This window comes from Paenibacillus sp. FSL R7-0331 (assembly GCF_000758645.1).
GTDB lineage: Bacteria > Bacillota > Bacilli > Paenibacillales > Paenibacillaceae > Paenibacillus_AQ > Paenibacillus_AQ camerounensis.
The window spans coordinates 1,564,515-1,577,863 of record NZ_CP009284.1 but is presented as its reverse complement, the minus strand read 5'-3'; the positions used below and the strand labels follow the sequence as shown (position 1 = coordinate 1,577,863).

Genomic DNA, 13,349 nt, shown 5'->3' with positions numbered 1-13,349 from the left:
TAAAGAAGCACTTGCAACCCGGAAGGAATTAGACAAGTGCTTCTCTTTATTGTAGGAGTTACAGTCCGTAATGGCGGATCAGATAAGTCGGCGTACAGCTCCAGGCATGGCAGTAGCTGTTAATCAGATAGCTGCCGTAAGGTGAAAATGTTTTATTGTCCGGATCATACAGCTCCCAAAATGTATCTGCTCCGTCGGCAAGCATTCCGCCCCAATACGCTTTCAGATGAGCAACGGCCGGCTCCTGGCAGCCCGAAACCAGTAAAGCTTCAACCAGATGATGGTGCATGTACGGAGTGGACAAGCCTATGTCAGGCGGGGTATCGAGCAAGCGGAGCATCAGCTCTTTATTGGCTCCGGCAGGCATTACTTCTGCAAGTACAAACCAGATTTGGCTTGCCCAGGACACCTGACGCTGCTCACCGCTCACGAACCAGTTCAGTTCGCCGTCCCATAAATGCTTCAGTGCCGCTTCCTCAATTGCAGACAGCTGCTCCGTCAGACGACCGGCACTCTCACACCCAACCCACACTGCCATTCGAATAGCCCGTTTGAGTGCATAGATCAGAATAGCCTGAGAAGAAGCCTGCTTATTCAGGTCCATTTGCCAATCAATGAACGACCACCAGGTTTGCCGGTCCTGCACGATTCCCCGGTCATCCAATTGCTCCAGAGCAAGCTCCACCTGTCTTCTTGCCGTAGGCCACAGGGCCCGCAGCGTTTTTTCGTCCTGGGAAGCCGTATAATAATCGAATAGAGAAGTAGTAAAGAAAAGGGAATAATCGAACAGGTACGTATCGTCGGCGATCAGCGTTGGCTCAATAAACAAGTTGGCTGATACATTACCCTTCTCGTCCGGAACCCCTGCGAACAGGTACAAGCAGCGCTTGACCAGGTCGTAATTGCGAAATGTCTCATAATTGGCCAATGCCTGCAGGCGAAGATCACCCAGCCAGAGACGGCGGTCCCGTTTGGGCCCGTCTTCAAATACTTCCTGCATGCAGTCTTCCAGCGTCCGGATGCTGACACGGTCAATTCTCTCCAGCATATCATCCGGGTGATCCAGCGATTCAACCTGCGAAATGTCGGCAGAAGTAACCATCGTACAGGAGATATTATCAAGGATCGCACGGTATTTCATTGAGGAGGCCAGAACTTCAAACTTAACGTAACGGAAGCTGTACCGGCGTGGCAGCTCAATCCGCTTTGGAAGTACATCAATCGTCAGCGTCTCTTCCTGCAGCCAGGAGCTGCTGATCCACCCTTCATATTCGGAGAATGGCTCAGCCATCTCCACTGGCATCTCCCCAATGGTAAGCTTCAATTGCAGCGGTGCATCCGGCGGGCTGCCGACGGAGGATACATCAAAGGCGAGATATCCAACCCGGTGATCTCCGAAATCAAGAATCACGGAATCCCCCTTTCCCAGCTCCTTGGCAGAGAGTAATGCGGGTTCTCCCGCGGCTTCCGCCTTCCATCCATGGATCATGGCTTCATCCCGTACCACGTTGACCAATTGTACCGCTTCTACCTTCCGCTTCAAGAGCGCAGGCTTAAGGCGCTCCGCTTCCTGTATGAATTCTTCATTAGGTTTAATAACAACAGATGCTGTTTGCATTTTAGGCTCTTCCATGATTAATCCTCCTAAATGTATGAATCAGATATTTATAACTTCATTCGCACCAATTCTCAGCCCATTTGTTTGACTTCCTGCAGTTCCAGCAGTATCTTTGGATACTCCTTGTCGAGCCTGTAGAACCATAGAATAACGGCACATAATGCACATAAAATGGCCGGCAGGAAGATGTACAGGAACTGAATAGCCTGAGAAGCTGCTCCCGACAAAGCAGTTTGTCCGCCGACATAACCGCTGAAGGCCAGAATCCAGCCCACCATTGCACCGCCGAAGCCGGTGCCCGTCTTCCCTCCGAAGCTGGAAGCGCTGAAGATCAAGCCTTCGGTACGCATGCCGGTCTTCCACTCACCGTAATCCACGGTATCGGCTGTAAAAGCAAAGATTGTGCCCATCAGCGGAGCCTGGCCAAGCGCTTTAACAACCGTTGCGATTATAACTACGGTTAAACTATCCGGGTCGATCGTCGGGATAAGACTGCCGATAACCATTAGCCCCATCCCGGTTAGTGCAGCATTTCGTTTGCCAAACCGTTTAATGATCGGCGCAAGCAGCAGCAGACCAAGCATCATGGGTATCAGCTGCACAATAGACAGCAGTCCGACCAAATCCTTGTTGCCAAGCAGATATTGGGCATAGTAGACATTGACCGCCGAGGTTACTGCCTGCATTCCATAGAAGAGCGTATTCAGGAGCAGTATCATCACCCAATATTTGTTGCGGAACAATGCCCCCAGTCCGCGTTTGAACGGGATTTGCTTCTCCACAACAGCCGGGCGCACACGCTCCTTGGTCGTGAGAAACGTAATGATAAACAGGATAACCGCAATGGAACCGAATGCCCCGAAGGTCCAAGTCCAACCATGTTTGCCGCCGCCGAATAACTCGACAAATTTCAAGGTACCGGTGGAGACAATCAGAATACCGATCAGGGTCATAACCATCCGGAAGATATTCAGCAGCGAACGCTGGTACGGGTCCTGGGTGATCATTGAGCTGAGCACACCGTAAGGAATGTTAATGGCCGAATAAATAATGTTGATCAGCAGATAAGTGACATAGGCATAAGCCAAAGCCCCGGCTGCGCTCAAATCAGGAGCAGTGAACAGCAGCACCCCCGCTATGCCGAACGGAATACACATCCAAAGCAGCCATGGACGGGCTTTACCGTACCGGCTCTTTGTACGGTCAACCATTGTTCCGACACCAACATCAACAAACGCATCCAGAACGCGTGCAATCAGAAACATGGTGCCAACTGCACCGGCTGCGAGCCCTGCAACGTCCGTGTAGAAATAGGTCACAAACATGGACATGGCTGTCCAGATCAGATTGTTGGCCATATCACCTACACCATAACCAAGCTTTTCTCCGAAACTGATCTTGGCTAAGGAATTATCCTGAGGACCATTACTTCCTATTACGCTTTTTACAGCTCCCAATCTTCTCCACCCCATCTGTCTAAAGATCTGTCGGCACTTGATAAAATCCCCATAAAACCTTCTGAATAATATCTCATTTTATCAGCCTTATTTATATTAAAGCGTTTTCGACAGAAAGGGACAATTGCCTAAGCACGTTTCTTTTTATCCTTTTTACAGGTATACTGTATCTGCATAGAATATCGGCTAATAAGGAGGAGAAGCGGCCTGAACTACCAAGAGCTTGACCTTCATTTGCGAAGCATTAACCCGGTTGAAGAACAGCAAAGAATCACTAAGGTAAATATCAACGATGTATGGCCGCTGGATTGGCAAGGCACCAATAATGAGTATTTCCGCATGCCGGACGATGTCTTTTTTCAGGAGGGCCCCATTCACGTCCGCAAGCATAACCGCTTTGCGCCTATGCCGCTGCATCTTCATAATTTTATAGAAATGAATTATATTTACTCCGGAACTTGTATTCAATGGATTAACGGACAGCGGATTCTGCTGGAGAAAGGTCAAGTTTGCCTGCTGGATACAGAGGTTCTGCATAGCATAGAGCCCATGGGCGAGAATGATATTCTTGTCAATATATTGATGAAGCCCAGTATTTTCACCAATGCTTTAAGCCGATTCAGTGAAAAGGGCATCCTGTCCCATTTTATGGTCAATGCGCTGTCTGACAGTACTAATCACAACCGCTATATCCTGTTCGAATCCCAGTCACACGAGCATTTTCATATGTTTATGCAGAATATGATGTGTGAAGCGTTTGAACCGCAGCTCTACTCTCAAGAGATGCTTTACCAATATATGATGATCAGTATGACCGAATTGATGCGGGTGTTTACATATCACACCAATCAGGAAAGCCATCCGGAGGCCAAATTCAATCTGGTTCAGATTCTTAAATATATCGAACAGAACTACAGGACCTGCTCATTGGCAGAGCTGGCCGGTACATTCAATTATAATGTCAATTATCTAGGCAATCTGCTGAAAAAAAAGACGGGGAAAACCTTCATAGAATTGATTAAAACTCAGCGCATGCTGCATGCCGCTTCGCTTCTGGCTAATACGAACACCAGCATTGAGGAGATCGCTCATGAAGTTGGCTATCAAAGCCTGGGATTCTTCTACCGGACCTTTCTGGAGAACTTTAACTTAACGCCAGCAAAGTACCGGAAACAGCAGATGAAAATGAGTTAATGGACAGGAAGGAGGGAGAGGCAATTGTCTGCGCAAAATATATATTTACCAATGAAGGGCGGCTTTGCCGCCCAAATCCTGCGCGATACATTAGAATTGCCTGTTGTACATTTTGACCGGCAAGAAAATGCTGTGGAGCAGTTCAACGCTGAGTCAGTGTTTCACCGCTCTCTGCAGAGCCGGATTGAACAGCTATGTCTATCTCGCGATACGGCAGGCAAGCCAGTGATCCGAATCCTGGAATCCGGTGAGACTTTCATCGTGCTGCCGGAATCTTCCCGGGGGCCGCTCCACAAGTGGACAATCATTGGTCCATTCCAATTATCCATTCATGGATTGCCATATATCGATGCCAACTCCTCACCCTCACCATTGCCTGTCATTTCGCAAAAAAAGGCTACTCATTATGTGCAACTGGCTATGTATATGTTGTACGGGCAGGAGCTCAATCTGTCAGACGTTGCCTTTGAAATCAGTGGCGAAACATCGTTAGAAGCTCCTAATGTTTCAGAGTCAACCCTGAGCCGCAGCCTCTCCAACCAAAGAGAAGAACTAAGGTTACACCACCCGTCCGACTGGTCCCAGGAGATGATGCGCTATATCAAGGAGGGGCGCAGGGCCGATCTGAATCTATGGTTTACGGACTTTAACCGGGCAAGGCTGGGGACAACCTCTATCCGCAGTCCGCTGCGCAACCAGATCAACCTGGCGATTTGCGGAATCACACTGGCGACCCATGCTGCTATCGAAGGCGGAATACCAGCAGAGATCGCCTATACCCTAAGTGATTTGTATATCCAGCAGGCTGAAGCCTGCAGTAATGATGGAGAGATCAGTAAGGTTATTTATCAATGCTATTTTGATCTTGTGGAACGGGTAAAGGATACACAATTATTACGTTATTCCAAGGTTATTAACATTTGCCGGGAGTACATCTATAACCATATATACGAAGCGCCTTCTCCCAGCGAGCTGGCTGCCATCGTCAACCTGCATCCGGAGTATTTGTCCAAACAATTTAAAAAGGAAGTCGGCGTGCCACTTGGCGTCTACATCAGGCAGGAAAGGATTGAAGAAGCCAAGAAGCTGCTGCTGTATTCTGAGTTATCTCTGACAGATATCTGCAGCCGGCTCAAGTTCACCGACCAAAGCCACTTCATCAAAAATTTCCGGAAGTCTACCGGGTGTACTCCCAAGCAATTCCGTTCCCGTGGCTATTCCGTATAATCCGTAGCTACAAATAAAACGGTACGCGCCTTCGAGCGTCGTACCGTTTCGTTACAATTATATACGGGCATCCCATCTGCCACAGAATGGATCCACTGGACTAATGCCTCTAAATTCTGAGTTTCCGGTCAGTTTATCGACAAGCTCCCGAAGCACAATATCTGAGGTGCCATAAGTATTGATAAACGTTTTTACTCTTGGGACATCAAGCAAGTGATACGGATTCTCCAGGGAGATGAACACTGTCGGAATTTCGGCCTGGAATACCGGAACATCTGCGCCCATGGGCTGAGCCCACTCGATCCGCACCGTTGTTTGATTGCTCTTCGTAGCGAGAGTAGCTACATAGAGGATGACATCATATTGGTCGACATAATCCTGATACGCCTTCAGTAATCCTTCCATCCCTTTGCTGGGATTAAACTGCTCGACCTCAAATCCTTTCTGCTCCAACAGTTGTTTAAATTCCGTAATGGAATTATCAGCTGCCGCTGCAAAATAGCTTTGCCCGGACTGGAGCGGATACAGGAGCACCCGTCTGTGCTTTGCGGGGGACAAAGGCAGCACCCCTCCCTCTTCCTTGACAAGGGTGATGCTGCGCGCCGCAATTTCCTGTGCCCAGGCTTTGTGTTCTTCGGCAGCAAGTATCTGCCGGGCCGTTTCCAGATTTGGAATCAGTGTACCGTCTTGCTTCTTGCGGTGCAGTCCAAGTGAAGCCTTCAGTGCTAAAATTTTGCGCAGCGCATCTTCCAGGCGTTCTGGTGTAATTGTCCCGTCCTCAATCCCCTGCTTCATGTAGGACAGATCTTCCTCCATATTCCGAGTGAAGAGAAACATGTCACAGCCCGCAGCAATAGCCTGGGGAACGGCTTTGGAGCGGTGCATCGGAATTACCATTCCTGCCATGGATGAAGCGTCTGTGACCACAAGACCATTGAAGCCAAGCTTCTCCTTCAGCAGCCGGGTAGTCAAGTCGTAGGACAGCGAAGCCGGAAGCAGTTCTTCATCCGTGAGGGCCGGGTTGAAGTATCTCGAATAAGCTGGTTGCATAATGTGCCCGATCATAACTGTCAGCGCACCTTCTCCGATCGCATGTTCATAGGCCTTTCCATAGGTTTGATCCCATTCTGCAGTTGACAGTCCGTTGATAGAGATGGCCAGATGCTGATCCAGCTCGTCTACACCATCACCGGGAAAATGCTTGACCGATGCAGCGACGCCATGATCCTGCATTCCTTTGGCATAAGCTGCGCCCATCCGGCGTACCCGTTCCGGATCGGAACCGAACGTGCGGGTATTGGTAATCGGATTGCGGAAATTATAGTCAATATCAATAATCGGAGCGAACCCCCAGTTCGCACCTACGGCTGAGCCTTCACGTCCGCATACCGCTCCCGCTTTATATGCCAGGCTATCGTCTTCCGTAGCGGCAATCTGCATATGTGACCCGACACGGGTGCCTTCGACCGCAATACCGTTGCCACCCGCTTCCAAATTAGCAGAAATCAGCATGGGAATCTTAGAATTCTCCTGGAGAATCCGAATCGTATCCATGGCCTCGGCAGTTGGCATCGGACGGCACATTACCCCTCCGGCTTTAACATCCCGCGCCAAGCTTCTAAGTTGCTCTTCTTCGCTTGTATAAGCAATCAGACAAAACAGCTGCCCCACTTTCTCATCAAGCGTCATGCCTGCCAGTGTTTGATTAACCCATTCAATATCCTCATCTTGTAAATAAAACGGTTTAGCCTTTAAATCCGTCATCTTGCTTATTCCCTCTCTTCATTAAATGATCTTCTGGACAGAAACGCCTTCCAGACTCAGTGCGGCAACCGTTAATCCTGAAAGCCCTGCAGCCGCCCCTACACCTACCGTTTTCATCCCGGCCGCGCGGGCGGCCGCAATTCCGGCTTCAGCGTCTTCCACGACTATACAGTCCTCCGGGGAAATTCTTAAGCGTTCCGCAGCCAGAAGAAACACCTCCGGGTCAGGCTTGCTATTCTTGATATCGTTACCATCAACAACCGCATCAAAGACGTTTTCGAGCCCAATCTTGTTCAGAATGACGGGCGTATTCTTGCTGGAAGAACCGATGGCGGTCAAGACATGACGCTCTTGAAGCGCTGTAATTAATTTCATTACACCCGGAAGGATATCCGTTTTGCTTAAGCGGTTGAGTAGCTCCCGGTAGATCACATTTTTCCGCTCGGCAAGCGCCAGCTTCTGTTCTTCTGTATACCTTTTTGATGCCTTTTCCAGAATAAGCTCGAGACTCTCCATCCGGCTTACGCCGCGTAGCCTTTCATTGGCCTCCCGGTCAAATGGGATGCCTTCGGCATCGCTGATTTGCTTCCAGGCCTGGTAGTGATATTCGTCCGTGGAGACAATAACGCCATCCAGATCAAAAATGACAGCTTTAATCATGCCCTGTTTATTCTCCTTCCTCTTAAGTAGATTGATCTTGCTATGTGCAACGATACTGAAAAACTCGAAGGTGAAATAGTATTTATCCGATTGAAATAGTACATTTCAGATATCTAAAAAACAAACCTGAGTTGGCATTGTAACATCCGGTAGAATTGCATATAACAACAAACAGCGGTAATTCTTCCTGTGGGGTTCAGGAGAATTGCCGCTGTTCATTTGATATTGATCAGATAGTGAAATGTATATTGCTTATCCCTTCACCGATCCCACCGTCAGCCCGCCGACAAAATACTTCTGCAGGAATGAGAATGCGATCAACAGCGGAAGCGCGCACAGCATACATGCAGCGAACAAGACGTTCCACTGGGTCGGGTTCTGCTGATCGCCCATGAAGCCCAGCATTGCCAAGGGAAGTGGAGAATCGGCCGCTTTGGAGATAAAGGTCATATTAAAGAAGTAATCATTCCAGATCCAGATACCTTGGGTAATAATGACCGAGACTGTTACCGGAATTAGCAGCGGGAACACCACCGTCCAGAACCGGCGCAGCAGCCCCGCCCCATCAATATGCGCCGCCTCTTCGACCTCGACCGGCACACCGCTGCGGATAAAGCCGGTGTACAGGAACGTTGAGAACGGCAGACTGCAGGTCACAAACATCAGAATCGGTGTGTATTTCGTACTGGGAATCCCCATGCTGTTAATCATTTGCACAATGGGTATCAAAACCATCTGTCCCGGCACAACCAGACCTGCGAGGAAGAACAGGTAGAGAAACTGGCTCCATTTGCTCTGAATCCGTGCCATCGGATACGAAGCCATAGCAGCGAGAATTACGACAAGCACTACGGAAATGCCGGTCAGCACAACACTATTCATAAAAGCTGAGCCGAAATGCATCCGTTCGAAGGCATCCCGGTAACTGGAGAATGAAAGTTCGTTGAACAGATTCAGCGGGTTAGTATTGTTGTCCGGCGACCGGAGGGATGTGGACAGGACAATAACCAGAGGGATCAGATTCAGCACCATAATAGCAATAACCACGAATTGCACGAGCCCCGATTTAAACCATCCGGCGGCTTTGCCGGACTTGCCAGTATGGCGGGCCGGCTCCTGCTCCAGCATCTTGCCTGTGAATGCTCCGCTGCTCATGCTGAAACCTCCTTCCGGTTCATCAGAAGCACGGCCACAGCCGTAATGACGATTATGATGAGGAACGAAATGATTCCCAGTGCTGAGGCTTTACCGAACATTTGCTCTGTGAATGCCATTTTATATATGGAGTAAATCAGGGTGTTAGTTGAAGTTCCTGGTCCGCCATTGGTCATAATAAACGGAAAGTCGAACGCTTTAAGCCCGTTGATTAAGCTTAGTGTTGTATTAATGGTGATGGAGGTGGCGAGCAGCGGCAGTTTTACATAACGCAGCAGCTTGAAGGGGCCGCACCCGTCAATTCTTCCAGCCTCCAGCAGATCGTTCGGAACCGTCTGCAGGCCGGCCAGGAAGATAATCATCGTTGTACCGACGTTCTTCCAGATCTCCACAAAAATTATCGAGTACAGCGCCGTGGAATAACTGCCAAGAAAATTCAGATTATCGCTGGGTATTCCAAGCTTGGTCAGAAAGGCCGCAATCATCCCGCTGTCCGGCATGTACACATAACTCCAGATGAAACCGACGACAATCGCACTGAACAGCGTAGGGATATAGGATATGGAGCGGTAAAAGCCTTTGCCCCGGATATTCATATTAAGCAGCAGCGCCAGGCCAAGCCCGATCAGGTTACCGGCGACGACGCTGACAATGGTATAAATCAGCGTGTTACTTATGGAATTGCCTAACGTACCTCCTTGAAACAGATCCCTGAAGTTATCAAAACCAATATAGTTAAACGTCTGTGCATAACCGTTAAAGTCGGTCACACTGTATTGAAACAGCTTGCCAATCGGAAAAATCCAGAACAGCAAGTAAAATACCAGCGCCGGCAGCGCGAACAAGTACAACGATTTTTTCATCACAGTTGAATTCATCTGGTGTTCCACCCTCCCTGTAAAACTGATGTCCGCCAGCCCAGACCGGTCAAAAGCCCGGACCGGCGAACATTCTATCTGTCGTTTATTTCTTCCACAATTCTTTGAACTTGGCGTCCATGGCTTCGGTAACCTGTTCCGGTGTGGTCTTGCGGCCGCCGATAATCTCGGCGAACTTCGCTTCCATCTCCTCAGCTACGCCGGTCGGCCACATCTGGTTCGGGAAGTAGACCGACTTGCCTTCATTCAGGTAGGAATCATTGACTTCTTTGAACAGCTCATGGTTGAGCGGCACGCCTTCGTAAACGCTGATCGAGCTGTTAGACTCTGTCCAAGCCTTGAAGAGATCAGACTGTCCGTCGAACAGGTAATTCATCACTTGCTTGGCGATATCCAGGTTCTCCGATTTGGCGTTTAATGCGAATCCGGCGGCGGTGGCGGCGGAGACATAAGTAGGCTGTCCTGGCTCATTGGCCGGCAGTGAGAAGAAACCGCGGGTAAATTCAGCCGCTCCTTTGGCTGTCATTGTTGCGTAATCCCACGTACCGTCAAAGATCATTGCCGCTTTGCCGTCGACGAACTGCTGTGCAGCCTGGGCACTGCCGAGACCCAGCGAATTTTTAATGACAAAGCCTTTGTCATACAACTCTTTCATCTTGGAAATGGTATCCACCCACTTCGGATCGGTTAATGACTTCTCACCAGCCTGCAGCTTGGTATCAAAGTCCATTTCATCCGGATAGACCTCATTTGCAGCGATCTGATACATGCCGAATTGGAGGAACCATGGATCCTTATCTGCCAGGGAGATCGGTGTAATGCCTGCATCCTTCAGCTTCTGGCACGCTTCGAGGAACGCCGGCCAATCCTGCGGCATTTCCGTAATGCCCGCCTGGGTGAACAACTCCTTGTTGTAATACACTCCAAGGTAATCTAGCCCGCCCGCAATGCCGTAAGGTTTGCCCTCATAAGACATATCTTCCTTGGCTCCCTGGCTGATCTTGTCCCAGAAGGTCAGATCAGACAAGTCGGCGGCATAGCCGGCTTTAGCCATATCAAGCACCCCAAGAGATGCATTTCGGGGGAATACCCAGAAAATATCCGGTCCCTTGCCGGAAGCCAGCTTCGTCCGGATAGAAGTAAAATATTGCTCATCCGGGAGCTTTGAGGTTTCCAGCGTCACATTAGGGAACTTCTCCTGCACCAGCTTCGGCATGATGTCGAGAGCGAAATCCTGACCGTCGGGCGCCTTGGTGCCGGAGACCATCATGGTCAGCGTCACTTTCTTGCCGCTGTCTGGAGTACTGCTGCTTGCCGGAGCTGAAGCGCTTGCATTTTCACTGCCGCTGTTTGCCCCGTTATTCGATCCGCATCCGGCCAGTACAGCCAGCAGCATTGCCAGCACCAGCGTTCCTGTCCGTTTCTTGGTCCGTCTCTTCACTTGTATAACCTCCCTGTTTTCCTGTACTATTTCCTTTTTGGCAGCAGCCATATCCTGCTGCTGTATTGTTATTTTAATATTGTAAGCGGTATAATTACTTTTGCAATCAGGGTGCACTATTTTTAGATCAGGGAGAAGGAGGCGGCAAGCATGACTTTTTTCAATCTCAAAACCAAGCTTTTTCTCGTGCTTGTCCTAGTTTCCGTCATTCCTATTGTCATCGTAACCTATAATTCATACCGCAGTTATACTGAACTGGTCAATCAGCAAACCTCGCTCGTAGCTTCGAATACGGTTCATAATACGGTCCAGGGCATAGAGGATATTTTCAGCAACATTGAACGGATCTCTCTTACACTCCAGCAGCAGTCATCCAGTGCCACTGCATACAGTACTGTCAGCGACGAACTCAAAAAGCTGGCGAAAACCAGCGATGCCTATGATATCTTCATCATCCAGAACAAGCTTAAGCTGATATTCGAGAATCTCCTCCTAAGCTACGACTACGTCAACGGTATTTACCTGTTCTCACCCGACGGCAAGAACATCAGCTACGGGGCAGAGCTGCAGGTGGATTATGCTCCCTCCGCTGATGACTGGTACCACAAGACTATCGCGAACAAGGGCCAGCTCTATATCGGAGAACCAGGAATCAAGCCATATATTATCCATTCTGAACCGTCAGTCGTGTTCTCCCGTGCACTATACGATATGAACACCCAACAATTCCTCGGTATCTTCATGCTGGATTGCAGTCTTGATATCTTTAAGGGTCTTAGCAGCGATGCGGTCCCTAACCTAAGTTACTTCGTCCTGGCTAACGACAACGGCAACATCATTTATGACAGTACCGGTCCAAGCCCGGGAGCCCGTCTGCCGCAAGACCTGATTACGAGAACCGAGGCCATGACGGGCAATGAGTCGGAATTCTATAACAGGGATACCCTTACGGTCATTCAGCGGCTACCGGTATACCACTGGACCGTCATCGCCAATATTTCGCTTACTGAGCTGTACGAGAACTATGGTATATCACGTAAGCTGATAATCTATATTTCCCTAACCTGTGCCGTTATCTTCATTCTGTTGTCCGTACTCCTGTCCAATTGGATTACCAAGCCGATAACGCGCCTGGCCGTCATTATGCGCAAGAACAAAGCCCACAAATTTATCACTACCGACATCAAGCCCAAACGGATGGATGAAATCAGCTTCCTCTACACCGAATACAACAAAATGATGCAGGACATCGATAATTTTATCCGGGAAAGCTACCAGAACAAGATTCTGACAATGGATTCGCAGATGAAAGCTTTGGAAGCGCAGATTAACTCGCATTTCCTGTACAACACGCTGGAATCGATCAACAGCATTGCTGAAATCGAGGAAGTCGAGAGCATAGCCATTATGACCAAGGCGCTTGGCGATATGTTCCGCTATAGCATCAAAACGGACAGCGAGCTGGTCTCTGCCCGTGAAGAACTGCAGCATGTCGATAACTATATGGCAATCCAGCAGATCCGTTATGGCAGTAAAATCCGTTTCGTCAAAGAGATCGGGGCAGAGGTAGAGAAAGTCAAAATTCTGAAGCTGATCCTCCAGCCTCTGGTGGAAAATGCAATCTACCACGGCCTTGAGAATCAGAAGGGCGGCGGCACCGTCTGGTTGAATGGCAGGCTTGAGCCCGAGGAGGATTGTGTCATCTTCGAGATTCGCGACGACGGCATTGGCATCTCTGAAGACCGGTTAGCCGAAATTCATGCGTTACTGCAGCAACCGCCGGAATTTATGGGCATTGGACACCGCAGCAAGCAAAGCATCGGCATTAAAAATGTGCACTCCCGCATAGCCCTCTATTACGGTGAGGATTTCGGCTTGAGCATCACCAGCGAACCTGCCGTGGGTACTGCCATCACGCTTATACTCCCGGCTAAATAACAAACAAGGAGGCAATA

The 13,349-nt window shown here is 49.3% G+C and carries 10 protein-coding genes; 3 read left to right on the top strand and 7 right to left on the bottom strand.

All coding sequences use genetic code 11. The annotated features are described in order from the left end of the window. Positions 1-58 precede the first annotated feature (58 nt). A complete protein-coding gene (locus R70331_RS06765) occupies positions 59-1,633 on the bottom strand; it encodes an alpha-L-rhamnosidase-related protein (protein ID WP_042173952.1) in 1,575 nt (524 codons plus the stop codon). Between the two features lie 56 nt (positions 1,634-1,689). After that, positions 1,690-3,075, bottom strand: a complete 1,386-nt coding sequence (locus R70331_RS06760) for an MFS transporter (RefSeq protein ID WP_269322286.1) — start codon at positions 3,073-3,075, stop codon at positions 1,690-1,692. A gap of 234 nt (positions 3,076-3,309) precedes the next feature. Here R70331_RS06760 and R70331_RS06755 point away from each other — a divergent pair, with 234 nt between their 5' ends. Together R70331_RS06755 and R70331_RS06750 are read left to right on the top strand one after the other, a co-directional pair. Then, a complete protein-coding gene (locus R70331_RS06755) occupies positions 3,310-4,269 on the top strand; it encodes an AraC family transcriptional regulator (RefSeq protein WP_052418951.1) in 960 nt (319 codons plus the stop codon). A gap of 24 nt (positions 4,270-4,293) precedes the next feature. After that, entirely contained in the window at positions 4,294-5,496 is a 1,203-nt protein-coding gene (locus R70331_RS06750; protein WP_052418950.1) for a helix-turn-helix domain-containing protein, read from the top strand. 57 nt (positions 5,497-5,553) lie between these two features. Here R70331_RS06750 and R70331_RS06745 read toward each other — a convergent pair whose 3' ends face one another. The 5 genes from R70331_RS06745 to R70331_RS06725 all read right to left on the bottom strand — a co-directional run bounded on the left by R70331_RS06745 (position 5,554) and on the right by R70331_RS06725 (position 11,394). Continuing rightward, positions 5,554-7,260: a glycoside hydrolase family 3 protein gene (locus R70331_RS06745; protein WP_042173947.1), complete on the bottom strand. Its 1,707-nt coding sequence runs from the start codon at positions 7,258-7,260 to the stop codon at positions 5,554-5,556. A gap of 21 nt (positions 7,261-7,281) precedes the next feature. Next, positions 7,282-7,920, bottom strand: a complete 639-nt coding sequence (pgmB, locus tag R70331_RS06740; protein WP_042173945.1) for a beta-phosphoglucomutase — start codon at positions 7,918-7,920, stop codon at positions 7,282-7,284. Positions 7,921-8,172: 252 nt separating this feature from the next. Beyond that, positions 8,173-9,075, bottom strand: coding sequence for a carbohydrate ABC transporter permease (locus tag R70331_RS06735; protein WP_081947503.1), 903 nt, complete (start codon positions 9,073-9,075; stop codon positions 8,173-8,175). After that, a complete protein-coding gene (locus R70331_RS06730) occupies positions 9,072-9,953 on the bottom strand; it encodes a carbohydrate ABC transporter permease (protein ID WP_042173943.1) in 882 nt (293 codons plus the stop codon). Before R70331_RS06730 ends, R70331_RS06735 begins: the two co-directional genes overlap by 4 nt. 85 nt (positions 9,954-10,038) lie before the next feature. Next, entirely contained in the window at positions 10,039-11,394 is a 1,356-nt protein-coding gene (locus R70331_RS06725) for an ABC transporter substrate-binding protein (protein ID WP_231576418.1), read from the bottom strand. A 150-nt stretch (positions 11,395-11,544) separates the two neighbouring features. On the opposite strand from R70331_RS06725, the gene R70331_RS06720 reads away from it, so the two are divergent. Beyond that, positions 11,545-13,332: a sensor histidine kinase gene (locus R70331_RS06720; protein WP_042173941.1), complete on the top strand. Its 1,788-nt coding sequence runs from the start codon at positions 11,545-11,547 to the stop codon at positions 13,330-13,332. The last annotated feature ends 17 nt before the right edge of the window (positions 13,333-13,349 follow it).

Coding starts and splice junctions, on each gene's coding strand:
- R70331_RS06745 (WP_042173947.1), bottom strand. CDS start 7,260: ATGACGGATTTAAAGGCTAAACCGTTTTATTTACAAGATGAGGATATT.
- R70331_RS06730 (WP_042173943.1), bottom strand. CDS start 9,953: ATGAATTCAACTGTGATGAAAAAATCGTTGTACTTGTTCGCGCTGCCG.
- R70331_RS06735 (WP_081947503.1), bottom strand. CDS start 9,075: ATGAGCAGCGGAGCATTCACAGGCAAGATGCTGGAGCAGGAGCCGGCC.
- pgmB (WP_042173945.1), bottom strand. CDS start 7,920: ATGATTAAAGCTGTCATTTTTGATCTGGATGGCGTTATTGTCTCCACG.
- R70331_RS06765 (WP_042173952.1), bottom strand. CDS start 1,633: ATGGAAGAGCCTAAAATGCAAACAGCATCTGTTGTTATTAAACCTAAT.
- R70331_RS06720 (WP_042173941.1), top strand. CDS start 11,545: ATGACTTTTTTCAATCTCAAAACCAAGCTTTTTCTCGTGCTTGTCCTA.